Source organism: Paenibacillus sp. (assembly GCF_048976745.1).
Lineage (GTDB): Bacteria > Bacillota > Bacilli > Paenibacillales > Paenibacillaceae > Paenibacillus.
Genome location: NZ_JBHGUU010000009.1, coordinates 231,878 through 257,886, shown reverse-complemented (window position 1 = coordinate 257,886; position 26,009 = coordinate 231,878). Strand labels below are relative to the sequence as shown.

The 26,009-nt window shown below is 44.8% G+C and carries 23 protein-coding genes; 8 read left to right on the top strand and 15 right to left on the bottom strand.

Annotated features, from left to right (window positions below; genetic code table 11):
* The first annotated feature begins 5 nt into the window (after positions 1-5).
* From ACE3K2_RS16720 to ACE3K2_RS16705, 4 genes are read left to right on the top strand one after another with little or no spacing between them, the layout of a single operon-like run.
* A complete protein-coding gene (locus ACE3K2_RS16720; RefSeq protein ID WP_421892410.1) occupies positions 6-1,034 on the top strand; it encodes an ABC transporter substrate-binding protein in 1,029 nt (342 codons plus the stop codon).
* Between the two features lie 11 nt (positions 1,035-1,045).
* Positions 1,046-1,231, top strand: a complete 186-nt coding sequence (locus ACE3K2_RS16715; protein ID WP_421892406.1) for a hypothetical protein — start codon at positions 1,046-1,048, stop codon at positions 1,229-1,231.
* The gene (locus tag ACE3K2_RS16710; protein ID WP_421892403.1) at positions 1,228-2,604 is read left to right on the top strand and encodes an amidase; all 1,377 of its coding nucleotides are present in this window, start codon (positions 1,228-1,230) and stop codon (positions 2,602-2,604) included. The genes ACE3K2_RS16715 and ACE3K2_RS16710 overlap by 4 nt, the downstream gene beginning before the upstream one ends.
* Before the next feature lie 20 nt (positions 2,605-2,624).
* Entirely contained in the window at positions 2,625-3,011 is a 387-nt protein-coding gene (locus ACE3K2_RS16705; RefSeq protein ID WP_421892400.1) for a RidA family protein, read from the top strand.
* Between the two features lie 100 nt (positions 3,012-3,111).
* Here ACE3K2_RS16705 and ACE3K2_RS16700 read toward each other — a convergent pair whose 3' ends face one another.
* From ACE3K2_RS16700 to ACE3K2_RS16675, 6 genes are all read right to left on the bottom strand, one after another.
* A complete protein-coding gene (locus ACE3K2_RS16700; protein WP_421892397.1) occupies positions 3,112-5,172 on the bottom strand; it encodes a methyl-accepting chemotaxis protein in 2,061 nt (686 codons plus the stop codon).
* A gap of 268 nt (positions 5,173-5,440) precedes the next feature.
* Entirely contained in the window at positions 5,441-6,604 is a 1,164-nt protein-coding gene (locus ACE3K2_RS16695) for an iron-containing alcohol dehydrogenase (protein ID WP_421892395.1), read from the bottom strand.
* A gap of 260 nt (positions 6,605-6,864) precedes the next feature.
* On the bottom strand, positions 6,865-7,749 hold the full coding sequence (locus tag ACE3K2_RS16690) for an amidohydrolase family protein (RefSeq protein WP_421892392.1): 885 nt from the start codon (positions 7,747-7,749) through the stop codon (positions 6,865-6,867).
* On the bottom strand, positions 7,736-10,906 hold the full coding sequence (locus ACE3K2_RS16685; RefSeq protein WP_421892389.1) for a GNAT family N-acetyltransferase: 3,171 nt from the start codon (positions 10,904-10,906) through the stop codon (positions 7,736-7,738). The genes ACE3K2_RS16690 and ACE3K2_RS16685 overlap by 14 nt, the downstream gene beginning before the upstream one ends.
* 238 nt (positions 10,907-11,144) lie before the next feature.
* Positions 11,145-11,480: a type II toxin-antitoxin system PemK/MazF family toxin gene (locus tag ACE3K2_RS16680; protein WP_421892387.1), complete on the bottom strand. Its 336-nt coding sequence runs from the start codon at positions 11,478-11,480 to the stop codon at positions 11,145-11,147.
* Positions 11,477-11,779, bottom strand: a complete 303-nt coding sequence (locus tag ACE3K2_RS16675) for an AbrB/MazE/SpoVT family DNA-binding domain-containing protein (protein ID WP_017687001.1) — start codon at positions 11,777-11,779, stop codon at positions 11,477-11,479. The genes ACE3K2_RS16680 and ACE3K2_RS16675 overlap by 4 nt, the downstream gene beginning before the upstream one ends.
* 432 nt (positions 11,780-12,211) lie before the next feature.
* Between ACE3K2_RS16675 and ACE3K2_RS16670 the strand changes: the two genes are divergently transcribed.
* Positions 12,212-12,817: a DedA family protein gene (locus ACE3K2_RS16670; protein WP_339236663.1), complete on the top strand. Its 606-nt coding sequence runs from the start codon at positions 12,212-12,214 to the stop codon at positions 12,815-12,817.
* Between the two features lie 112 nt (positions 12,818-12,929).
* Here ACE3K2_RS16670 and ACE3K2_RS16665 read toward each other — a convergent pair whose 3' ends face one another.
* The 3 genes from ACE3K2_RS16665 to ACE3K2_RS16655 form a co-directional block, all read right to left on the bottom strand.
* The gene (locus ACE3K2_RS16665) at positions 12,930-14,129 is read right to left on the bottom strand and encodes an MFS transporter (protein ID WP_421892977.1); all 1,200 of its coding nucleotides are present in this window, start codon (positions 14,127-14,129) and stop codon (positions 12,930-12,932) included.
* A 264-nt stretch (positions 14,130-14,393) separates the two neighbouring features.
* Complete coding sequence (locus ACE3K2_RS16660; protein WP_421892383.1) at positions 14,394-15,431, bottom strand: ROK family protein; 1,038 nt, start codon at positions 15,429-15,431, stop codon at positions 14,394-14,396.
* Positions 15,432-15,630: 199 nt separating this feature from the next.
* The gene (locus tag ACE3K2_RS16655; RefSeq protein ID WP_421892380.1) at positions 15,631-15,900 is read right to left on the bottom strand and encodes a hypothetical protein; all 270 of its coding nucleotides are present in this window, start codon (positions 15,898-15,900) and stop codon (positions 15,631-15,633) included.
* Between the two features lie 108 nt (positions 15,901-16,008).
* Here ACE3K2_RS16655 and ACE3K2_RS16650 point away from each other — a divergent pair, with 108 nt between their 5' ends.
* Complete coding sequence (locus tag ACE3K2_RS16650; protein ID WP_339305302.1) at positions 16,009-16,224, top strand: helix-turn-helix transcriptional regulator; 216 nt, start codon at positions 16,009-16,011, stop codon at positions 16,222-16,224.
* 5 nt (positions 16,225-16,229) lie between these two features.
* Here the strand turns inward: ACE3K2_RS16650 and ACE3K2_RS16645 are convergent, their stop codons facing one another.
* Genes ACE3K2_RS16645 through ACE3K2_RS16635 form a run of 3 tightly spaced genes read right to left on the bottom strand, consistent with a single transcriptional unit; the run spans position 16,230 to position 18,894 of the window.
* A complete protein-coding gene (locus ACE3K2_RS16645; protein WP_421892377.1) occupies positions 16,230-17,243 on the bottom strand; it encodes a hypothetical protein in 1,014 nt (337 codons plus the stop codon).
* Complete coding sequence (locus ACE3K2_RS16640; RefSeq protein ID WP_421892375.1) at positions 17,215-17,652, bottom strand: hypothetical protein; 438 nt, start codon at positions 17,650-17,652, stop codon at positions 17,215-17,217. The genes ACE3K2_RS16645 and ACE3K2_RS16640 overlap by 29 nt, the downstream gene beginning before the upstream one ends.
* 6 nt (positions 17,653-17,658) lie before the next feature.
* Positions 17,659-18,894 (bottom strand): hypothetical protein, encoded by a 1,236-nt coding sequence (locus ACE3K2_RS16635; protein WP_421892372.1) that lies wholly within the window; start codon positions 18,892-18,894, stop codon positions 17,659-17,661.
* 287 nt (positions 18,895-19,181) lie between these two features.
* On the opposite strand from ACE3K2_RS16635, the gene ACE3K2_RS16630 reads away from it, so the two are divergent.
* Both ACE3K2_RS16630 and ACE3K2_RS16625 read left to right on the top strand, forming a co-directional pair.
* On the top strand, positions 19,182-19,793 hold the full coding sequence (locus tag ACE3K2_RS16630) for a TetR/AcrR family transcriptional regulator (protein WP_421892369.1): 612 nt from the start codon (positions 19,182-19,184) through the stop codon (positions 19,791-19,793).
* Between the two features lie 201 nt (positions 19,794-19,994).
* Positions 19,995-21,317, top strand: coding sequence for an amidohydrolase family protein (locus tag ACE3K2_RS16625; RefSeq protein ID WP_421892366.1), 1,323 nt, complete (start codon positions 19,995-19,997; stop codon positions 21,315-21,317).
* A gap of 229 nt (positions 21,318-21,546) precedes the next feature.
* Here ACE3K2_RS16625 and ACE3K2_RS16620 read toward each other — a convergent pair whose 3' ends face one another.
* From ACE3K2_RS16620 to licT, 3 genes are all read right to left on the bottom strand, one after another.
* Positions 21,547-23,004 (bottom strand): glycoside hydrolase family 1 protein, encoded by a 1,458-nt coding sequence (locus tag ACE3K2_RS16620; protein WP_421892363.1) that lies wholly within the window; start codon positions 23,002-23,004, stop codon positions 21,547-21,549.
* A 13-nt stretch (positions 23,005-23,017) separates the two neighbouring features.
* Entirely contained in the window at positions 23,018-24,886 is a 1,869-nt protein-coding gene (locus ACE3K2_RS16615) for a beta-glucoside-specific PTS transporter subunit IIABC (protein ID WP_421892360.1), read from the bottom strand.
* A 146-nt stretch (positions 24,887-25,032) separates the two neighbouring features.
* Positions 25,033-25,872, bottom strand: coding sequence for a BglG family transcription antiterminator LicT (licT, locus tag ACE3K2_RS16610; RefSeq protein ID WP_421892357.1), 840 nt, complete (start codon positions 25,870-25,872; stop codon positions 25,033-25,035).
* Positions 25,873-26,009 lie beyond the last annotated feature (137 nt).

Below are 26,009 nucleotides of genomic sequence, written 5' to 3'. Positions count from 1 at the left end.
GACTAATGCGTACATTCAAAAAGATAGCTATTCTAGCAACGATGACGGTGATCTTGACCACACTGCTCAGTGCATGTGGAAGCAATGCCACAACACCTGCGAGTGGCGGAGGTACATCCGGTAATGAGGGGCAGGATACTGCGAAGGTGGATAAAATCATGGTCTCCGAGGTGTATCACAATCTGCTCTATCTTCCGCTCTATGTAGCGAATAACCAAGGATTCTTAGAGGAGAATCGCATTGAGCTAACCTCCATCCGGGCTGCCGGAAGTGGACCTACAGCATTGTCTTCGGTCATCTCAGGGGAGTCTGCGTTCTCCTTCCACGGTCCGGAGCATGTCGCATTTGCTAATGCCAAGGGTGGGGATGCTCGCTCACTGGTCCTTCTATCGGGCAGTGCTCCAGTATGGGCGGTTGCGAGAGAAGGAGTAACGGTGAACTCGACAGCGGATTTCAAAGGTAAAACCATTGTTGTAGGTTTGGCACCTACAAGCTCCAACAGTTTACTGCGGAAGCTATTCGCTGACAATAACATCGATATCGACAAAGATGTGACAATCACCGAGGTTCAAAATGGCTCCGAGCTTGGTGCTGTATTAGCTGGCAAAGCCGACATTGCTATCGTTTACGAACCCCAACTGGATCAAGGCGTCGCAGAGGGACTGCACATTGTCCATGATTTCACGAAGGATTATCCCGACTTCGCCTTTGCAACGATGAATACAACGGCAAGTTTCATTGAAAAGAATCCTGATCTCACTCAGCGCTTTGTCACCTCGATTGAGCAAGCCCTAGACTACATTCAATCCAATCCTGAAGGCGCCAAAGCAGTTGCTGTGAAGGAATTCCCGAATCTGGACAAAAACGTCGTGGAGCAAGCTGTACAACGCATGATTGACAGCAAGGTATATCCTGCCGAGGGGCTTATCAATGAATCCGCCTTCGAGACGGCAATGGGTATGCAGCGCTTCATCGGCAATCTGAAGGAAGACCTCGCTTACGAGGACATTATCGATGCAAGCTTCACCAAATAGAGAGAGAAAGGGTGATTACTCTGAAACAGGACGACTATCTCACACACCGCCGTACGGAAAGTGCGAAATACGCGAATGGAGTTATTACGAGAGAGGAGCTTGCAATATTTACTGCCGACTTGGAGCTGATTCGGGGTTTCAAGTTGCCCGAAGAAGTGGGTCCCAATGCTCCGCATAGGAGGGTGCCTCTGCGATGATTACGAAACCACTGAACGAGCTGACGATTGCTGAAGCCGCAACATGGATTAAAAACAAGACGATATCTCCTGTTGAGCTTACGAAATCCTATTTGAATCGTATTGAGAACGTAGAGCCTGCTGTGCAAGCCTTCGTTACGGTTACCGCCGAACAGGCTTTACAGGCCGCAAGAGAGTCTGAGCGCAAGCTCATGAATGGCGAATATCTCGGTCCTCTGCATGGCATTCCATATGGAGCTAAGGACATTATCCATACCGCTGGCATATGCACCTCGGCCGGATCGAATACCTATCCTGACTTCATCCCAGAGACGAATGCAACTGTGATTGATAAGTTGCAGGCTGCCGGCGCGATCCTGCTCGGCAAGACAACAACGACGGAATATGCCTTCCAGGGAGGAGAACCGCCAACCCGCAATCCGTGGAATCTAGATCATACCCCAGGCGGTTCCAGTTCAGGCTCCGCCGCTGCTGTAGCGGCTGGCATGGCCTCCTTCACACTCGGAACGCAGACCTTTGGATCTTTGCTCAGACCCGCAGCTTACAACGGATTAACCTGTATGAAACCCACTTACGGCAGGGTAAGCCGTAACGGTGTCATCACAGCCAGTTGGAGCCTGGATCATATCGGCGCATTCACTCGATCCGCACAAGATAACGCGATCGTTCTGGAAGCGATGGCCGGGCAAGATGAGCTGGACTCCTTCACGCTTCCTTATGGCAAGCCAGATTTAACCAATAATCTTGAGCATCCTATTTCCGGAATGGTGATCGGCCTGCCGAGCAACTTCTTCCAGACCGATGAACCTGCGATTTTGTTAGCGGTGGAGTCGGCCATCGCTGTACTTGAGAAGTTGGGCATGCAATGGAAAAAAGTTGAACTGCCTCCTTATATGGAAGAGACCATTGCCGCCCATCGTACCGTTATGCGAGCGGAAGCCGCTGCCTTCCATCAAGAACGCTTCGCAGAAGCCTCGGATCGTTACGGTCACACGATGCGGGAGCAGCTTGAACTTGGCTACCAGACGAGTGCCGTTGATTATTTGCAGGCACAGCGCATCCGAACGTTATTCCGCAGCGCGATGATGATGCTTTTTGATGAAGTCGATGTGTTATTGACTCCATCAACACCGTATGTAGCCCCCTATGGCTACAAGACAGGTAGTCCCATTTTCAACGGACCATTCACCAATACAGGGCTACCATCCATTACCGTTCCCATCGGATTCGATCCTTCCTCAGGGAAGCAACTACCTATCGGCATGCAGCTTGCTGGCCCACTCATGCGAGAAGACCGCCTGTTGTCCATCGCTCATCATTATCAGCAGGCTACGAACTGGCATCAGTTAACAACAAACTTACACACTCATTAAGAAAGGAATGACAGCTAACTATGTCTACTATCATACATGCCAGTGCAGCACCCAAGTTCCCACTTCCTTTCTCCCATGCTGTCCGCGCAGGAGATCTGGTCTATATTGCAGGTCAGGTAGGTGTCGATCCACACACGCTTGAGCCCATCGGTGGCATTAAGGAGCAGACGGAACAATGCATTCGTAATATTGAGGTGATCCTGCAAGAAGCTGGACTTACACTCGATCATATCGTGAAGGTAACGACTCATCTGGCCCGAGTGGAGGATCAGCCCGAATACAACGAAGTCTATGCGCGAATGATCAAGCAGCCATATCCCGCCCGCATTACCGTATTCAGCGGGTTAGGCCCTTATTTAATAGAAATGGAAGTGCTTGCGTATGCACCTTCCGTTCGGGGAGAGTAGCACATCACACACAAAAGCATCTGTACCCTAAGATAGGTACAGATGCTCACATTGTCGGAGATACCCGGTTCTCTTATGAGAAACGGGTATCTTCGTATTCTTATTTTGTTTTAAAGCGGGATGATTCTTCAGCAAGTTGTTCGGTCAATTCGTTAATGGTCTTCACCAGCTCTGCCAGATGTCCTGTCATGCCCGATTGTTCTTGCATCGTTGCTGTAACTTCTTCAATGGATGCCGACACCTCTTCACCTGAGGCAGACAGGTTCTGTGCAGCTCCAAGCACATCATCCTTATCTCGCTCAATAGACTCAATCTCGGATGCAATCGCCTGTACCTGATTCATCATGTCCTGCATGTTCTGGGTGACAAAACTAAAGGTTTCCTTCGTCTGGCTCACACTGCTCTTATGCTGCTCCGCAATCGCTTCAATAGCCTGAACACTTCGATTATTCTGCTCCACATGTGCTATGGTCTGCGTCACAATGCGATTGATGTCCTCTGATTGTGCCGTTGTCTGCTCAGCCAGCTTGCGAATCTCGGAAGCAACGACTGCAAAGCCACGCCCCTGCTCGCCAGCTCTCGCCGCTTCGATGGAAGCATTCAGTGCCAGCAACTTGGTCTGATTCGCAATCTCGGCAATCGTGCCTGTAATCTGATGGATACCGGAGGAACTCTCGGCGAGCTGAACCGTAATCTGTGAGATGTTGCTCACTTCCGCCTCATTCTGGGCATTCACGGCAATAAGTGCATCAATGACCTCATGATTGTTTTTGAAAGCGTCGGTGATCTCATCCGCCTTGAGCCTAACGGACTGTGACATCTCATTCACGTTCTCGATCTTGTTCCCAACATTCATGAATTTATCTACAATGGATTCCGTGTCGTTTGCCTGTGATTCCATCGCCCGTGAGATCTCCAAGGCCGTCGCAGTTGTATCCGTAATGGAAGCCGACGTCTGTTGTGCAGACTGATCCAGCTCTGTCGTACTTGTATTCAGGACCCCGATGGAACGGTTCATGCTGGAGATCAGCTGTTTGTTCCCTTCAGCCATCATGTTGAAGCTGTCTGCCAGTTCTTTGAATTCCCCGCTATACTTGCCTTGTGCCTGAACGGTCAGGTCTCCGCCGGCTAGTTGTTTGAACAACAGGGTGATTCGGCTAATTGGTCTGGTCACCAGTTGTGAGATCAGGATACCTGCGATGATCGACACAGCAATAGCGCTGAACAGAACAATGTACATTTGATTCGCCATCCCTGTCAGCGGCTTTTGCACATCTGCATAAGTATCCTCCACAATGACGGTCCAATCGGAACGCGGAATCTTCGAGTAGAATACCACTTTCTCGTCTGTACTTGCCTCTCCCTGTTGTAGCGTATCACTTGGCGCCAGATCGATCAGAGACTGGTACTCTCCTGACTCCAATGGCTTTCCTACCAGACTCTCGTCTGCTGAATGATACATGACCGTTCCGATTCGGTCCAAAATAATGACTCTGCCCTCTTCATTTATCTTGACGTTCTGTAACTGGTTCACGAAGAAAGACGTAGATGCAGTAGAGACAAGTACCCCCTCCACTTCCTTGTTATCATTGTAGATTGGTGATGCAAACACCGTTCCCAGTGTACCCAATGTCTTGCTAATGATCCCTTCACTAATAACGTTACGTCCCTGGATGGCCTCCTGGAAATACGCACGGTCTGCCCGTTCACCTCCAAGTGACTCCGGGTCGTTTGCCGCAACCACGGTTCCATTGCGATCCACTAAAATCAGAACACTGTTGCCCTCCATACCAGCTAAGCTATCAGCCAATATCCCATTGGCTTTATTAACAAGTTCACTGTTTTCCTCGAAAAATGCTTCGTTATCTTGGCTCTCTGCTGCATTTCGAATCTCCAGCAATTCTTGGAATGTCCGATGTGTTGTGATCAGAAACGTGGACTGTTCTTCCAGACTTAGTGAAGTAAATAGTCCTGCACCAATCCGGTCAGAAGTCGACTGGATCTCATCTTTGCTTTTGTCGAGCGTAATGACTGCCGCTACGCTATAACATACCACCGCAGTTACCGCCAGTACGATGCAGACCAGAATACTGATCATCATTGGCAATTTGAACCGAAAAGACATGTTGGTCAAGCCTTGCCTAGCTTTTGCTAATAACATGAACACATTCACCATCCATCCTCATTCTTGTTGGGTCCAATATAATATGGGTTAACTTTATATCGGTCGATATTAAATAAACGTCCAGCACTGAAAACGCTTTCAAAAATAATATTTTCATTCGATAGGAAAGAAGATCATATGATTTGGAATAAACTGTGGATTGCACAAAAGATTATGTAATAATAAAAACAAGGACGTTCCTCAGTATTACAGGAAGGCCCTTGTTTAGTGGACTCACTATACATTGTGAATGTGAAATTTACACTTACAGTGCGGCTTGATAGATTTGTACTACATCTTCACGCTGCAATTTGTTGAAGAATCCAAACGGACCGAATCGCATTGCTTTATCAGCCATCACATCAATCTGACTGTCGTCGATATCATAATCAGCCAGACGGCTTGGAGCACCAATCGAAGTCCAGAAATGGCGCAGCGCTTCAATGCCTTCTTCAGCCACTTGTTTGTCTGACTTTCCAGCAGGGTTAATATCAAATACATTAACGGCCATACGTTTGAATCGCTCTACATCCACATCCAGATTATGCTTCATCCAGTGTGGGAACAGGATCGCAAGGCCTCCCCCATGCGGAATGTCATAGACAGCCGACACGGCATGTTCAATATTGTGAGATGCCCAGTCCCCGGCAAGCCCCATATTCAGGACATCGTTAAGTGCCATTGTTCCGCAGTAAAGGATGGTTTCGCGCAGTTCATAGTTTTCCGGATCTTTGATCAGGCGAGGGGCAGTATCGATGACCGTACGAAGAATCGTCTCACAGAATCCCAGCTGAACCGGGGTGTTTGTATCCAGATGGAAATAATGTTCAAATACATGCGACATCATGTCCACCATACCGTATACAGTCTGATCCAGTGGTACGGTGTATGTGTACTCCGGATCAAGAATCGAGAACGCCGGGAAAGAATACTCGCTGAACCATGCCCATTTCTCCTGGGTGTCCTGATTCGTAATTACTGAACCGTTGTTCATCTCTGAGCCTGTTGCTGCCATTGTCAAAATTGTACCCAGTGGAAGTCCGCCCTGCGGAGTTGCTTCACGCACCACAACATCCCACATGTCTCCATCGTATTTCGCCCCTACTGCGATGGCTTTAGCACAGTCCAGTACACTGCCGCCGCCAACCGCAAGCACCAAATCAATGTCATGTGTTCTGCATAACGCTACACCCTTGTGAACGGTAGACAGACGTGGGTTCGGTTCTACACCGGACAGTTCTGTAACCTCTGCTCCGATTTCATTCAACTGGCTGATCACCTGATCGTACAGCCCGCTGCGTTTGATGCTTCCACCACCATATACAAGCAAAATACGTTTTCCGTACTTTGGAACTTCGGTCTGTAATGCTTGAAGTTGCCCTTTGCCAAAAATCAGCCGGGTCGGATTATAAAATTGAAAAGATCTCATTACGTATGTTCCTCCAAAAAAGTCTGAAATTTTGTGCATCCATCATTATAGTTCTCTTTATTCGTAAAAACAAATACATACAAGAAGGAGTCCAAGATAAGTATGGAGTCTTCAGGGTTATAGATGGTTTCTCTGCACAAAAAAAGCTCCTGCCAGCAAAATGGCAGGAGCTACATCACAGGGATTCAGCATGAACCTCACATCATCTTCCATGACTGAAGTGTATGGGTTACATCCCTCAGATATTAAGATTTCGGCACCTAGACTCTACCCAGATCGGCTATCCGCTGTCCAATACGCGGAAACAGCCCAAAAGCATTCTCATAGAAGACTTTATCATGATGCTGTTCCGGTACAAGTCGACGGACAAATTCGGCATACAGATCGATGGGCGCAAGCGGCCAGTCGGTACCGAACAGCATTTTCTCGTAATGATCCGAGTAGACCAAGGCCCGGCGGAAATGATCCATGAACAGAGGTTCGTTCATGAACCTTTCAAAATGAGGCCGATCCCCCACCACAAGACCAGACAAATCTGCGTACACGTTCGGATTCTTCGCCACTACTTCAGCTGCATCCATCACCCAGGGATCACCCAGATGACAGATCATGAAGTTCACATCGCGCTGCTGAAAGGCTAATTCATCCACCGTCAGTGGATGCGAATACTTGAGTAACCCGTTCATGGAATACGTGTCTCCCGTATGAATCACAACAGGCAAGTTGTACTTGGCTGCCAGTTCATAGACCGGGGTATAGATTTTGTCGTACACATAGTGATGATAGTACCCTGCATAGAGTTTGATTCCGGCTACCTCGTGGGATTGCATTCTGGCTTCAATCCGGTCGAGCTCGTCCTGAGCGTTTTTTCCATCTAGCGCATTGGGATTGATGCCCACACACTCCATGAGGAATGACGGAACTTTCTCTTCCAGGTCAAGTCCCATCGGGTTGGGGGAACTGGAATCCGGGAACGCTCCCTTTGTCTGCTCCGTAACCCCCATTCCGATACCCAGAATGACATCGTTTTTATCAAACTCCGCTTTAAGACCAGCGGCAGAGTAATCCACTTTGGAGAGATCAATTGCTGTTCGGTGAAAGCTGTCGATGTCCGACAGATGAATGTGAATATCAATGATCGGCATGTGAAGCCTCCTTTTCCTCGGTAGAAGTTGCAAAATTCAGTTTGAGAAGGTCACGCACATCCGCTGAACTCAGTGGGCTTGGCCCCAGGACAAGATATGTCGGCTCCGTCCAGACTGTTTCCCCGTGCTTGATTGTCAGATGATGATTCACGTTCAAACCCGTCACCTGATTATTGGCAAAAGCCCATGCACTCTGATTCGGGTAACGATGGACCGCATGCAGCATGTTCTCACGCGAAACCGATCCGACTCGCAAAAGGTCTTCCAGTGGCAGGCCCACATCTACTTTGCCTAATGGGAATCGATCTTTACCCGGTTGTTCTATCCATCCTTCCGCATATACAGATGAAGGCTGGAGGAAACGTTCCTCCGCAAGCGAGTAATCCGTCAGCATCAGGCCACTTTCGTTTGTTACGGCAAGCAGCGTGCAGAGCACAGGAACACCCGGCAGCATCAGATAATGCTGGTGAATTGTGATTCCCCGATTCGCTTCATGTTTCTCAATCCGGGTGGTCAGCTTAATGCCCTTCCAGACGTTGCCGTATTGATCCTTGTGCTCCGTCCAGGAAGCCACTCTCTGTTCCAACTGGCGGCTGAAACCATTCATGCCTGGAACCCCCACTCCCAACCCGCCGTACCACGGATTCCACCACGAGCGTGGAGCTGGTTCAGGGTACGAGCTGTCCAGCCATTCTTCGCCTGCAACTTTCAGTGAGTGTACGACACTGCCGAATTCTGGAGCAACGGCGATCGACAATACTCCATTGTCTACGGTGTACAAAGGTCCAGCTGAACCTTCATTAAGCGTTTGCTTCACCTCTGTTCCGCTCTGCGGGAACCAAAGAGCCGTTCGCTCCTGAATCCGATCTTCGCCCCGATAGACCCCACGAACTTTCCAACCACTCACGTGCTGGTCATGATCTTCCGATTCGTCTGGTGAAAAAGTTAGCTTCGCCGAGTTCAGATTCTGCTCCGGATTCAATTCCTTCACATGGGCCATAACCTCCGGTTCGCTACCCTGCTGCACATACAGCTCCAGCTTGCCCGCAAGCGGAACGAGTTTGTGTTCAGTCAACGCTACTTGTAGCACATCCGGGGCAAATGGATTCCCCTCACTCAGTGTCAGATTCAGATGACTGTCCAACATTGGAATGACAGGGTTCCGCTGCTTCCGGGCAAATGCACGGAAATCATGCCATTTGGCAAACGTGTTCAGAGCAAACACCGTTTCCTTGGTTCGCGCCACGGCCCCTGCCTCCAAACGTCCAAGCTCATGCTGCAACCCCAACGTGTATTCTGGACGAAGCAACTTCAGGGAAGGGTCCCAATAGATCCCGCACGCCCCATACTCTTCTTTGCAGAACAGCCAGTTCTCCGTAATCTGTGAGCTATTCCAATGGTTCGGATCACCCGCATAATCATCGCCCATGTCCACGAAGCGCCCCTGATAAGGAAGGATCAACCGGTTTCCGTAGAAACCGAAGTTATTCATCAGAAACAGCTCTTCTTCCCAGGCGGTGTCTCGTGTATTCTCAACCTCATGGTGGAATTCGGCGATTCCATTCGCAGAGAGCTTGACCACGGACTTAATCTGCAAGCCAGGGAAATCCTCCGAGTCATACAGCGCTTCAAGAACCTGACGTTCCCCTTCGGGATAAATATTCACTTCTTTGGCTTGTTTCTTGGATAACTCTTCGGCAAACGGCTTACCCAGCTTCGGATAAGTCCACCAGAACGAATGACGGGAACCGGGATATTCAATCCACATATTATTATCTTGCTTGCTCATATGAAGGGAGAATGCGCCATTGACGGCCACCCATTGATCCTCAGTCTGCCCGCCATATTTCCCTTCGATTCCCTTCATCAGGACAGAAAGTTTGCTTGTAAAAGAGATCGCATGTTTCCCCACGGGGACAGCCGTCACTTCTACTTCTTGGGAATAGAGACCATATGAACGCAAGGTGAAGGGCACAGGCACAGACATTTTACCTTTAGCAGGCACCTTAAAGTGCACCGAACGCTCCGCCCATTCCAGGAATTCATCCTCCGGCAGGTCCAAGCTGAACTCCGTTTCGGCATCCACATTATTTTCCACATTCAGAACCAACTCCGCCGGGATACCTGGATAGAGCTCCTTCACAGGCAAGACGGTCTTGATCTTGGCCGGGAATTTGGGAGCGACACCCAATCTGAACTCCGCTTTTTTACCGCCGATCAACCATGTGCTGGCAACCACGGGATGCGTCTTATTGTTATTCTGTTCCTCTGTAATCGGATCAAGGTGAAACTCACCCTCCACGATGATGGTTTCTCCCGGAGCGACTGTTCGCGCAACGTCCAGCGCAAATCGAATGTTTTTGTTGTCCTCACCCTTGATCTCAATCGCCAGATCAGACGGAGATGTATTCTTAATGCGATAGCGGACCTTATAGCTGGAACCGAAAACGAGATCATGATCATCGACCTCTGTAGCGATCTCGTAATCCGGTGTTTCGAGAGCCGTCAGCCCGCGGCCCGACTTTTCAAATTCAGCCCGCAGGGAGACCTCTCCCTTTTTCCACGTGTAGTCAAAGAAATCAAAACCACGCTCCCGTCGGCCATCCGGCTCGATGACGAGTTCACGCGTGCTGTCTGCATACCAATCCAACTCCTCAAAATAAGGAGCAAGTGCTTCGGTCTGCAAGATCGTGGGGATGAAATTCATCAGATGCACATGTTCATCTTTTTTCTCCCAGAAGAATCCGCATTTCTTGTACATCGGTACAGCCTTCGTGTTGCCTGCCCATGTGAACAGGTCCAAGCGGGGCCACCCCGCCTCCACAGTCTTGCGCACAGCATTCAGAATCAGATTACGCCCAACCTTATAACCGTGATAGTCAGGACGTACGTTAAGCAACGGTACATATAGGGCTCTCTCGTCATAGCGGTAATGAGCAAAACTGCAGAAGCCCACCACCTCTTTCCCATGAACGGCTAGAAATGCATGAAGATTGGACGAACTCTCCATCTCCCGGCGAACCGTTTCCTCTGTTCTGACATTGGTGCCACCTCCCCAGCTTTCGTTACTGCGGTTCCACATATCCGCGAGTGCGGCAGCGTAAGAGGGATCGTATTCAATAATATGGATCTGATCGATAATCGAAGTTACGGTCATGTTCGGATCTCCTTCTCTTTATGTACAGGATGGTGAAGAAGCTAGTGATAGTCTTATCATACTATATTTGGAAGCATTTTCAGAGGATTAAAAATCTTTCTTATCAACTTATAAGTGCCTTTCGGAAGCTCTTATCCGAAGCGTCAAGGATGGACGAAGCTATTTAGATATGAAAGAAAAAATCCACGTCTTTTAGTTAGACGTGGATTTAGGAATATGATTAGCTACTAATTTTCAATTATGCCAATATAGAACGGACATTGCGTAGAACTGATTTCATAAATTCAGAGGTTGGTTCGGCATGCCCCGCAATTTGGATACGTCGTTGCCGCACATCAAGACTCTTCAACTGATCCGTCAAAACAACACCTGAAAATGGCAGGTCTTCTGGTAGTGTAACTTCAAAAGGATAATCCTCGGCTTGGCTCGTTATGGGACATACAACAGCAAAACCCGTTATTTCATTGAATTCTAGTTCCGATAGAACTATAACCGGTCGTCTCCCGGCTTGCTCATGACCCGCTTGAGGATCAAAGTCAAGCCATATCAGATCGCCTCGCTTGGGAATAATCAAAGTAACTCGTTCCCTTCAGTGCCAAAGTCTATTTCTTCATGTCTTGTATCCTGTTTCACTTTAGAGAGCAAAGTCTTTAGATGGTTACGTAGTTCCTCATTGGACTCTACAGGCTTGGTTTTTGGACGCAACAACAATTCATTATCTTCTGTCACCAAAATCTCGATTTCCGAGCCTTCTTCCAGATTAAGACGCTTAAGCAATTGGTTAGGAATGCGAATTGCACTGCTATTTCCCCATTTGCTAAGTGTGGCTGTAGTCATGGCAATCCCACGCCTTTCGTTTGATTGATGCTCCAATTATACCTCACCTCCCTACAGTTGTATATCTATATGATATACATGAAACAATAAAAGGATACATTGTATTCAACCACAATATGGATCTGGTCGATAATCGAAGTTTCGGTCATGTTCTGATCTCCTTCTCTTTATGTGCAGGATGGTGAAGAAGCTAGTGATAGTTTTATCACGCTACAATTGGAAACATTTTCAGAGTGTTATATTGGTGTTAGGGGTGAAATGAAGTTCAACTTCTTTTTCGAAGACCAACCGCATGCTTAATACATGTTGAATGAGTTATCTACGCTTATGTATGACCTAACATATCCCGCCGTGACGGGCTGAATCGGATATGCGTGTGAGTTTTGACAAGCTCTATTCGCTATTGTTACTCTTGGTATAGGAGTGTTTCTAAACTATAAAAAATAGATAGATTTGTGGAGGGAAAGCATGACGGAGTGGATCACGCAATTTATACTTTTTTTCAAAGACTTGTCGTACGCAGGTCTCGTTATTGCCTTGTCGTTTGAATTCGTACCTGCTGAACTCGTGCTGCCCATGGCTGGATATTGGGTTTACCTTGGAGATATGAAGCTGTGGCTGGCTATCCTGGCGGGTACTGTAGGTGGAACGTTTGGCCCTCTGACGTTATATGCCCTGGGACGGTACGGCGGCAGACCGATGGTTGAAAAATACGGCAAGTATTTCTTGATTAAACCTCACCATCTGGACGCTTCCGATACGTTCTTCGAGAAATATGGCAGCGGGGTCGCTTTCTATGGCCGTTTTGTCCCCGGCATTCGGACCGTCATCTCCATCCCATGTGGAATGGCGAAGATGAATGTGTTTAAATTCAGTCTCTTTACATTCCTGGCCATGCTTCCGATCACCTCATTGTACATCTACTTAGGCTTCAAATTAGGCTCTCAATGGGAGCACGTGGATGAGATTGTTAAACCTTATATCGTTCCCGCAGCGGTGGTTTTCTTGGGCGGATTCGGATTGTATGTGCTGTTGAAACGTTGGAAAAGAAGAGCGGCTTTGAACAAGTCGTAGGTTGCCTGAGGAAATGCGGAGACGCTATCCCGCACTAGTCCAACTTGGTTATTCATATGCAAAGCCCCACCGATCATGGAGATCAGTGGGGCTTTATTGTTGCAACTGATTTTCAAATCAGTTCCTGCCTTCTTTTCAAATACACATACAACACTACGCCAGATGCCGCACAGATCACAGCACATAAACCAATGAATCCGTATCCCGCCTGAAGTCCGCGTAGCAGCCCCAACTGAGTCGTTGGACCATACATATTCTTCACACCTTCAATGACCCAACCAATCACATAGTTACCGATGACACTGCCAACCCCCATCAGGGTAACCGTAAACGTAATCGCGGTGTCACTGCCGTTTGGATATCTGCGTGCGATAAACGCCATAACGGTTGGATAGATCATCGCTATTCCCGCGCCAGATATCGCAAAGAAAATCGCAAGACGCTCTCCCCCTGCAAGCGCCACGAACGTACATACTCCCGAGAAAGCCGAGAACAGAATCAGTGACAATACAAATCCGATCCGGTCCGTCAATGGTCCAAGCAGCAGGCGTCCCAGTGAGAACGTGAGGAAGAACGCAGATAATAAGCCGGAGGCTTTCACGGTGTCCCAAGTGTAGGCTTTTTCCAGGAAATTAACCAGCCAACCCCCAACCGCCAGCTCCGATACCACGCCAAAAGAAAGAATGAGCACCATCAGCCAAAGGGCAGGATCACGTGTTAACGTCTTGAGTGAGGTCCGATCTTCATGAGGAAGACCATCCCCGGGAAATTTACTGCGCAGCGCCGCAATGATCGGCAGCAGACAGAGTGACAACATCACGAGATACATGCCTCGCCAGTCCAGTACGTGTCCGAACACGCTCAACGACATCACCCCAGTCGCCAGCAAAGGCGCTACCGTTGAACTTAACCCATAGAAGAAATGGGACAGGTTCATCATCGTACCTGTGTTTTTCACAAAGATCCGCGCACCCAGAATCGCCAAGGCAATCTCCAGCATGCCGTTACCGATGTACATGAAGAAGTACGATGAAGCAAAGAGTGGATAGGTATGAGACACATAAATGAACACACCCGAGAGGATCATCGATGCAAAAGATATAATGCTAACCGCCTTGATGCCCCATTTCCGAACCAGAATAGCCGTGAAGGAGCAGGCGATCAAGTACCCCAGTGCGTTCAGGGACAATAATGTCCCGAGCTGTTTCTCATCCAGATTAAAGTCGAATTGAATGCGCGGAATGGCCGGCCCCTTAATATTTTCCGATATCCCGAATACTATAAATCCCAGAAAGATCGTTGCCAGTTGCATGGCGTACAGCTTATTGAACTTTCGTTTGTTCCCTTGTGTACCTGCTTGCTGATTCAAAATAAGTTCCTCCAGTGTGTTCAGGAAAATGATTGCACGTTATAACTTCGATTGCAGTACCATCTTCCGACCGCTGTTATCCCTGTATTTTTTTGAATCGTCCTAAAGGTGAACATACAGTGATAAAGGCGTTCTTCAGATTGGTTCTGCCCTCTCCGTTATCGTGTCAATGATTTGTACATTTGAAATAGGAAGCAAGGTTAAGCTTTACCACTGCTTCTCAACCACCTGAATGCGGTAGGTCAGGCTCTCCAGTGTAACAGCTACTAGCCCCGTCACATATTCGCGCCGTGTGTCTCTTTGGATGATCAACTCCGGCATATGCTCCTTTGGGATCAGGTGATCCCGACAGCCTTGTAACAGATCATCCCGCATAGCCGGGTCCATTGTATCGCCCGTAACAACAATCGCTGCCGGGTTGATAATTGCAATGATGGAGATCAGCGTCTTTGTGACGAGTTCCTGCAACCCTTCCGTCGTTTTCAACATGCGCAGCTGCTCTTCCCGTGACACGCCAAAAGGTAAAAAGGACACCTCGCCCCCAAATTGCGTGTTCCCCGTCAACGGACGACCGTCAATGATAAAGCCTGCACCCGGAAAATGGTTCTCTGGAAAAGTCACCACCGCGAAGTTCTTCTCTTCCTCAAATTGCTGCTGGTTATAAAGTCCGTAGACCGTCAGGTTCATGTCGTTGCCAATGACCACTTCCACGTCTTCATATTGCTCCTTAAGCCTTGGCCCGAGTGGCTGATACATCAGCTCCGGTACATCGCAAATTCCAATAACGCCGTTGTGCGCCACCCCAGGTATACCAATACCAATCGCCTGTACATTGTGGTGTTGTTCGATCAGGTTTGCAATTAGATCCTCTACCACCGGGACATTAATCTCATCCAAAAGGAGTGTCTGTTCATCCGCCATCTCTCCGTTCAGATTCGCATATGTATGTGTGATCGAGTGAATGCCACCCTCTGTTCGAATAATCAGGCACAGTACACTGGCGTAGTCTGCATTAAATTGATACCGACTCGCCGGTCTCCCCCCGCTTGATTCGTCTGGACCCAGATCGATAATCTCACCGGTCTGAAGCAACTCGTTCAGAATCGTGCCGCATGTCGCTACGCTGAGTTTGGTCAGGTTCGCAATGGAAGCTTTTGTGCCTACGCCCATGGATCGGAGTGTATTCTTCACTAGTTCAACGTTAATGCGCTTCACCTGCTGGGTGTTGTGTGATGTAGGTAACATGGTTAGTTATATGCCTCCTTTCGTTCATTTCGAACCATTCAATGAAAGTTTTTAAAAGTCTTTTAATAATTGAAGTGTATGGCGATTTGGGAGGAAAGTCAATGCTTAATTGGGAGCGAAAAACGTTTGGATGGACAGACAAAAAGACAGTTCAAGATCATCGGTTACGATCCTGCACTGTCCTTTGGTTGAGGTGACTTTATGTAGACTGGCTCATTTGATTTGCCAAGATGCTCTTCTCCAGCCGTACTTCAAATAACTTGCGGTTTAAGTCCAGTTCCATCGAATGAAGGTGATATGCTGCTTGTTTCACGGTATCCATCTCTAGCACACCTGCCTGCTTCGCGATGATGTCCATGGCGTCCAAGATGAGTTTGTTGCAGGTAACCAGTTGATCGACGTAATCGTCTTCTTGTTGGTTGAGTTGTGCATACTGCGAAGACAGGTCTTCGCTGTCGGTACTTGTCATGTCACCACTCCTAAAATTGGTACGCATAAGAGTACCAGATATACAAAAAGTATATGGTACGCTCATGCGTAACGTCAAGACCATATGGAAAATTTAGGAGTGATACTCATGGCTAAAAAAGTTGTCGTCAATATACACAAACTCACGGAAAAACATAATATCTCGCTGCGCGAACTGGCCCGATTGTCCGATATCCGTCACGCTGCATTAAGTGAGTTGCAGTCTGGTAAACGAGAGAATATCAACTTTGCTCATATCGAGCGGATTGCAGAAGCGTTGGATATTGATGATATTCGGGAGATTATTGAGATTAGAGAAATATAGTGCTATTAATTAAAATGGACTGAGACAAACTCTTGCCCTTGTCTCAAAAGATCTATCTTGTCAGATGGTGGTGACCAAGAATTATTTATTTCTGTTCCCATACTTATTTTATAATTATCTTCATTTAATATTTCAACCTGAGCCACATAATGGCTCAACATATCACCAGCACTAATTGTGATGGATATATCTGATGAGGTAAATCGATGTTCAAAAAGAAATTGATTAATCTTTTCTCTATCATTTAGTGAGCTAAATAGAACGGAAGTAGACTTTTTAGGATTTTTTATTGAAGCACCAATAAAGATTTGTTCTTCCTCGGAAATAATTGTTAACAAGATGTTGAAATTACTGAAAACTACATTTTGTTCTATTGATGATTCAACATACGGCTCGTCCCCCCAAGTAGAGAAACTAAAGGATGGATTAGAAAGATAAATAATATCAGTAATATCTATTCTCATAGGAATTAACTTCTCAATGTCACAAAGATCTTCTTGATTATGGATTTGATTTTTCTCCGCTTCTGTACTTGAAAAGTCACTAATAATTTGGGAAAGTTTGGAAACAAAATATAAAAATAGAATTGTTACACTCGCTATCAAACAGAATCGAATTAAATTAAATCGCATATCATCACTAAAGGACTCTCTAGCCAAAACCGATAAACCACTCACACTCCAAATTCCGATAAGAAATTTTATTACTCTTTGTGTAATATCCACTGCATTTGTAACTATCACAAATTTAGAATTAACACTTATAAATTCTTCACGTACATTAATTAAGTCTTCAATTTTTCTATTTTTAAATACTTCTCTCATCTTTCCAATCAATTTTCCTGAATCGCTAACATTTACTTGAAATTGAAATGCTAAAAAAATAGAAAAAACAGCAATAATTGCAAAGATACTAGCTGTTATCCAACCTACATATTCTACTACATCACTTGAATCAACCAATAAACTCCAAACGTATTCGAAAAAAGTCTTAATACTCAGGTAAATATTTTCTTTCATACCCAATCCTATCACCTAATACTTTTTTAATTGTTTTGATACGATCATAGTCAAATTTCAAGAGATCTGTAAGAACAAAACCCGCATTAGGAATTATATTTATATTGTTTATTTGATTTGAATCTTCAACAACCAACACTTCACATTGAAAATAAAATGTTTCCTCGATCTCCCGTATAACATTTGTAATAAAATCAGAATTACTAACAAAGATGACTGCATAGTTATGATGTAAATTAAACCATACTGGAATTTCATGAAAGCCATATTCCATTATGTAATAATAGTAGCATACATAACTATCCACCTCCTGATACCTGACCCAATAACTTTGGTGACTTTTAATCATATCTCCTGCAGATTCATTCTTCTTTATATGATAAAGAAAAAATGCATCGCTATATTTCACCTATACTCACCTCACAGGCATATACTCTGTAAGCAACTTTAAAACTTCCTCTTTACTACTTTCTTCTAGTGTTAATTTGTCTATTTTATCTTTAATTTCGTTTAATGTACGTTGCACAATATAAGAATCCTTAACTTCAGCAAGCCTAATCAATCTCGCCATTCGAAGTTCAATTTCCGAGGCGCTATGTTCCTTAGAGATTGATTTTTTCATACTTGTGATAATATGCTGTATAAACTCTCTATAGTACACAGTATTTGGCATTTCACTAAATACAACCTTGAATGTACTCGGAAAATCAATTCTTACCGCAGAAAGTACCACAGAAACATTACCATCTAATCTTTTTTTCTCTTTCACGAGTTGGAACTTTACTGATTTTATTTTATCTTGATACTTCATTCGCTCTGCTACTTCATAGCTTTCAAACAGATTACTACCACTAAGTCTTACAGCTTTCACTTTAGTGCTTTTGCGATTTTCAAATGTTATGCTGAAATAATCCGTGATTAAGAACCCATTCATTTCCAATTGCTCTTCAAGAAAATCTAAAATAAGTGCAGTTTGATTATCCATAGGAATATCCCCTAGAAAGGTCACTGTTTTAAGCTTGCTTGGTACAGAAAACGAGATCAAAGATAGGGTACTAATATTACGAGATAAATATTTTTGTACACAAAGGGTATGTTTTTTATCACCAGATTTGAAATAACATAATGAGAACTTAAAATCAAAGAATACTTCAAAAGTAGTCTTTTCTTCACTCTTACCTTTTTCTATCCCACCTCCTCTTATAGGTTTTTCTTCAAATTGCTCATAAACAACAGAAAAACGCAAAGAGTCTCCTTGAATGTGTTCGATTTCACTTATCCTTTTCAAATAGATATAGGATTTTTGATAAGGCGTACATTCCACATTTAACTTGAAACATTTCTCTATTGATTCCTTTAAGTTAGCCTCTGAAACATTATTTAGTAACGATAATTCATATACAAAAAATGGATATCCCTGAGAGAAGCTTTGATCTAATAATTCATAAATTTCAGAAATCATCTCAGGGTCAATATTGACATCATTTAGTTTTTCTTCTAAATCCTCAACACTTTCTAAATTCCAATTAAGGTTATGTTGACTTCTCATGTATTCCTGTATGCAAATTAATTTTTTATGAGAGGTTCTTCCCTTCGTCATCATTATAATTCTTTTAATATCTCCGGATATATCAACGATTGATTCTAACAACTACATGACCTCCCTTTTAGGTACTTACGACCTAAACTTTTTATAAAGAATATCATGTAAAGACGATTCATCCTGTCGATATTAGTCGAATAAAGAATATTATTTATTTCAAACATTTTTTGCATGAGTCATAAAGAAAATAATAAAATTTATAACTTGATTATATAGGAACATACGTTCTATCTCAATAGCATTTTATTTTTATCAATGTAATCCATTTGACACCCACCTCAAAAAGGTCTACCCTAATAACGAACCACACATTCATTATTAAGGAGTCGTTCCCGATGGTGCAAGCCAAGAAAGACGAAGTCAAGAAAGAGATTGAATACGCGGCGCTCAAGGTCTTTTTTGAAAAAGGCTATGTGGATGCCAAGATGAGCGATATCGCGGATGAGATCCATATTTCCGTGGGCAATATCTATACTTATTTCAAGAACAAGAAAGAACTATTCTATGCTGTCGTGCCGCCGGATCTGGTGGATTATTTGAAAAATGTGCTGGTGGAGACGATTCACTTTGATAACCAGACCTTGTTCGAGGAAACGGATAGCGATCGAAAGTCGGCGCTATTACAGGAACAGGTAGACGTATTAAGGAAATATCGGAATCAGATTGTGATCATCTTCGAAAAGAATAAAGGAACGATCTACACCAACGCCAAGAATGAACTTGTCGAGCTGATGATCGAAACCAAGAAGGCATATCTCAAGAATCAATATAAGCGATATGAGATTGGCACCGAGGAGAACTTGATCTTGCTGAACATCCTCGCACACAACGTGATCGACATGAACCTGGATCTATTGAAGCGGGATATGAGTGAGGACAGCCGGAAGCAAATATTCGAAGCGTTGTATGTATACAGACTGTATGGTATGAAGAGTCTCAACGAATAACGCTCCATCTCATCACTTATGCTAGGTAGACAAAGCGTGTAGATCAGGTCATTTTAACTTGGTTTGCACGCAAAAAAATCTCTAACATTAAGACACTCTATTTTTTTGACACAAAAATGAATTATTAATTCATTTTTAAGTTGGATATTTACCATTTACCTTAACTACTCACCTCACCTACACTCCAAGGAGGAACACAACATGAACACCGCTTACGCATTAAAAAACGTAAATCTGATCCACGGCGACTCCAACCGCAATCTGCAAAAAAATATGACCATTCTCGTCAATGAACAAGGACTTATTCAGGATATCGGCCGAGATCATGATTTGAATATCCCTAGTCACTACACAACGATCGACCTCTCAGGGAAATACGTGATGCCTGGATTAATTAATGCCCACGTGCACCTCTTTGCAGATGGGAAACCGTTCAGTCTCTCGGTCAGTGAAGGCTTGTTGCAGTTTGCCTATGATCGAATCCTGAATACGAAATTCGGTAGAAACGTTTTGAAAAGACGCATGAAACGCAACGCGCTGACGGCTCTCCATGCGGGTGTAACGACGATGCGCAGTGTGGGAGAATTCTTTTACACCGACGTTCAGCTGCGGGATGAGATTAACAACGGTGACTTTGTCGGTCCTAATTTGCTTGTCTCCGGATTTTTCCTAAGTGTAACGGGCGGACATGGCGCTCCATTCCTCGCGCTGGTGGGCGACTCTCCGTGGGAAGCACGAAAAAATGTACGGCTGAATGTGAAACACGGTGTGGATCTGATCAAAATCTGTGTGACGGGTGGCGTGACGGATGCGAAAATGGTGGGCGAAGCTGGTCGTTTACAGATGACGGTGGACGAAGTTGCGGCGATCTGCGATGAAGCGCATAAGATTGGCCTGCGGGTGGCAGCCCATGTGGAAAGCACCGAAGGTGTACGGGTTGCGTTACAGGGTGGCGTCGATACGATCGAGCACGGTTCGGAGATGGACGACGAAATCATTCGTTTATACAAAAATAATCCCAATGCCCTGAATGGTTACACCGCACTCATCCCCACCCTGCAAGCCGCTTATCCCTCCGCTTCACTGGATACCAGCGTAACGAAGGTAAGTAGAACGGTAAAAGAGAATTCCAGACTCGTCTATGATTCCATGCTCAAAGGTGTGAAACAAGCGATCGAAAACGACATCACCATTGGGATCGGTACCGATGCCGCTATGCCTTACGTGACTCACTATGATATGTGGAGAGAAATGGACCACTACATGAGACAGGCCAACCTGAACAACAAACAGGTCATCGACATGGTGACTCAAACCAATGCGAAGATTCTGGGCGTTGATGATGTTACAGGGACGGTGGATATTGGGAAACATGCCGATCTGATTATCATGGAGCAAAATCCGCTGGAACATATTGAGGCCTTGTCAGACATCTCTATGGTCATGGTCAAAGGAAACTTAATTCAAACACCATCAGTCACAAGAATCCAAGAAGTCGACGATGTTCTAAACTCAGTTTGGTGAGTCCGAAATCGAGATCCAAATTAATTGTGAATTCATGTCAGGCATAGTACTCAACCTTGTTGGTTGAACTACTTTGAACTCCTTCGCCCTATTCAATAAATAAAGGCAGTCGATGATACCTCGACTGCCTCCTAAGTTTATGAAATTAATTATCTTTTTATCTTGTTATCTTTACCCTTAACCTATCCATTCAATGGTAAGCTTCTGATATGTTCTACTTTTTCTTAACTTACAACTCCAGACTCTCTCCGTTGGATGCGATCACCTTTGTATACCAGTGGAAGCTTTTCTTTTTGCTTCTTTTCAGGGTACCTTTACCCTCGTTATCCTTATCTACATAGATAAATCCGTAGCGTTTTCCCATCTCACCAGTGGATGCACTAACAATGTCGATGCACCCCCAAGCTGTGTAACCGATAAGATTAACGCCATCACGGACAGCCTCTCTCATTTGTTCAATGTGAGCGCGCAAAAACTCAATTCGGTACGTATCGTTAATAGTGCCATCCTCTTCAACCACATCCACTGCACCCAGACCATTCTCTACAACCATCATCGGGATGCGATAACGATCGTATACGTGGTTCAGCACGTACCGAAGTCCAACCGGATCAATCTGCCATCCCCAGTCCGTCGCTTTCAGATATGGATTTTTGTATCCACCAAAGACGTTACCTTGGGTCTCATCACCCTCTGGACGGGTACCCACCACGTGAGATTTATAGTAGCTGAAGCTATAGAAATCAACACAGCCCTGCTTTAACACCCCTTCGTCTTCTGCCGCCATCTCAATCTGAATATTGTTTTCTTCAAAATATCTCTTCGCAAAGTCAGGGTATTCCCCTCTAACTTGTACGTCACTGCTCATCATATTGTTGATCTGATCCATTCTCAGAGCCTTTAACATATCTTCCGGTTTACATGTGCTTCCATAACCATGACTATAATTAATCATGCAGCCAAGTTTGAAGTCTGGATTGATCTCATGTGCAAGCTTGACAGCTTTGGCACTCGCGACGAATTGATGGTGCAACGCTTGAAATCTCATCTGCGTGCTGTCCACTGCTGTATTGTTAAATACGCCGCCTTTTTTATCAACCAGAAGTCCTCCAGCCAAGTAGGCACCTGCCGGAACAATCAGGCTATTAATCTCGTTAAAGGTGATCCAGTACTTCACTACATCTTTGTAACGATTAAAGATTGTGTCGCAATATTTCACGTAACAATCGATCATTTCTCTGGAAGCCCAAGCGTTGAATTTCTCGGTTAAAGCAAACGGTGCTTCATAATGGGAGATTGTAACGATGGGTTCGATATTATACTTTTTCAATTCATTGAACACATTGTCGTAAAATTGAAGTCCTGCTTCATTCGGCGCTGCATCGTCTCCATTAGGGAAAATTCTGGACCATGCAATGGACATTCTGTAACAACGGAAACCCATCTCTGCAAACAAACGAATGTCTTCCTTATAATGATGATAAAAATCTACTGCTTCATGAGAAGGGTAATGAACCCCCTCTTCAGTCGTTATCGTAATCCGACGGGGAACCGTATGGGTTCCGCCCGTCATCATATCGGCTGTACTCGCTTTTTTACCATCAAGGTTCCAGGCACCTTCGTATTGATTCGCCGCTGTTGCACCGCCCCACATGAAGGATTCGGGGAAACTATTTTTGTTAGACATAAACAAGTCCTCCTTATATAATTTTGATGAGATTTTCACCGATAGTAATGGATGCTTTGTCCGTTGTGATGACATCTACAAAATCATCCGAATTCGTAACAATGATCGGTGTAGTCAGATCATAACCTTTAGCCGCTATGGCATCTGTATCAAACTCAATGAGCAAATCTCCAGCTTTTACAGTATCGCCTTCTTTGACGTGAACCTTGAAATGCTCGCCTTTCAACTTCACCGTATTCATCCCGATGTGAATGAGAATCTCCGCACCATCATTTGAACTAATACCAATGGCATGGGACGTAGGGAAGACCGCAGATACCACACCATTTGCTGGTGCTACAAGTTTTCCAACCGTAGGTTCAATAGCGATCCCTTTTCCCATAGCGCCCGTTGCAAAAGCTTCGTCTTTAATCGTGGATAACTCCAAAACTTTACCAGTCAACGGAGCAGTGAGAACATGTTCAGATACACCGGCTACTGGTACACGATTGTTCGTAGCAGATGATTTTTCTTGTGTTGCTTGATTCTTTCCATCCTCAGGTACATCTTCAAATCCCAAGATCAGAGTCATGATGAATGTAACTACAAATGCAATCACACAACCAATTGCCGCATGAACCAGGTTCCATGGATGATCCGTGATAAATGCGGGCAGCGTAGCTATACCTGCAATACCCAGAGCCGATCGAGCTACACCGAACAATCCAACATATATACCCGCTACCGCGCCACCAACGATTACAGCGATCAGCGGTCTTTTCAAGCGTAGATTTACACCAAACAAAGCAGGTTCGGTAATTCCGAGCAGTGCAGTTACACTTGTAGAATATGCAACTTGTTTAAATGCTTTATTTTTAGTCCGGAGAGCGACTGCAAGCGCAGCTGCACCTTGAGAAATATTGTGTACAAGCATACCTGGACCAACAATACTATCCGTTTTCGTCTGTGCGTAAGCAGTGAGCACAACAGGTCCCAAACTATAATGCATACCTGTCATAATCAAGAACGGGAATGCCCCACCGATAATACCAGATACTAACCATCCTGCATGTGTATTGACAAAAGAAACGCCTGACGCCAGGTAGTTACCCGCGATGGCACCGATTGGACCCAGTACAATCAGCGTTAATGGAGCCATAATAAGAATCACGATCAACGGTTTAAGAATGGATTTGATAACCGATGGAGAATACTTCTCGGCAAAGCGTTCAACATACGACAAGACCCATACCGCTAAAATAATTGGAATAACTGACGAAGTGTACGTCGCCGGAGTGACAGGCAGTCCCAAAAATGCAACTGGCTCACCTGCAGACATCAACGCCCCTAATGAAGGATGCAACAGAACACCAGCAATGGTTAATGCAAAACCCACATTAGCTTTAAGCTTAACAGCCGCACTCCAGGCAAGCAGCATCGGCAAGAAGTAATACGCTGCATCACCGATAAAGGTCATAATTGTATTGAATTGCCCATCCAGATCAACGAGATCAAATGTTTTCAAAATAAGAAGAACGGCTTTGATCATCGCACAACCAATCATGGCTGGCAGAATCGGTGTGAAGATTCCGGAGATCGTGTCCAGAAGCGTAGTCAGTTTTCCCTTTTTCACAGTAGGAGCATCGTCATTGGTTGTAAAGTTCCCCAGCTTCGTCAAAGCTTTATACACATTGTTTACCTCATTACCGATAATGACCTGATACTGCCCACCACTGCTGGCAACACCCACCACACCTTGTACATTTTTCAATGCTTCATTGTTCGCAACCTTCTCATCTTTCAGATTAAATCTCAACCTTGTAGCACAGTGTGTTACACTATCTACATTTTTTTCGCCACCCACTAGTTTCAAAATATCGGCGGCTGTGCTTTCATGTTTCATGTACTGCTCCCCCTCAAACGTTTTTAGGTATAAAAAAAGACCTAGAATTCTATCGAATATAGATAAGCTCTATACACGATGGAACTCTAGGTCTTGCCTGCCTCACCAGTAACAATCCTAGTTTACTCATTATAGTGGCTGATGAATCAGTCCTTCTCTTCATCAATGACCCTTTTGATATGAACCGTTAGATACACCAATTCATCTTCCGTTAATTCTTTTCCATAATCGACTCGAATCAGCTGTGCAATCCGGAGACTGCATTGATATTCATTCGCATACTTTTCTTTAATGATATGGAGAAAATCGCTGTCACCGCTTTTCACAACCGTATGATTAAACAAGCGATAGGCGAAAAACTTCAAATGTGTGACTAGTCTGGAATAATGGAGCGAGCTTTCATTAAAATGTATATTAAACTGATATCGAATAATATTCAAGACTTTATGAATCAACTGTGTAATCTTCATGGTTTCTTCCATATCAGATCCCAGTTCTGCATTGACAATATGAAGGGCAATGAACCCGGCCTCATCTTCAGGCAATGTAATGTTAAATTCCTCATTAATCATATCCCGGGCTTTCATAGCCACGCGAAATTCATTGGAATAAAACGCTTTAATTTCAGACAACAGAGCATTATTGAAATTCATACCCTGCTTGTAACGTGCCACAGCAAAATTAATATGGTCCGTTAACGTTAGATATATATTTTCATTGAGTTCCTTGTTTAAGGACTGCTTGGCATGTTGAATAATGCTGTCGGACACCCGAATATATTCCATGGGAATCTGGGCGAGCAAGGCATATAATTTACCTGTTACATTTTTGGATTTCAGGAAAAATTCCTTCTCAATTTTACCTGTTTCCACGAGGTCTCCCTTTTTCTTCTGAAAGCCAATACCACTTCCCAGAAGCATCATCTCCTGTTGTCGTTCATTGACTGCAGAGACAACATTATTATTAATAATTCGCGTGATTTTCATACGAATCTCCTTTTATAATGAAACGTTAACAAGATTTAGCAACAAAAAAAAGACCATTAATAATGCCCACATCGTATATATCCTATACATGTTTGCATATCAATCGGTCTTGCCTGCTGATCAGTAACAATCCTGAT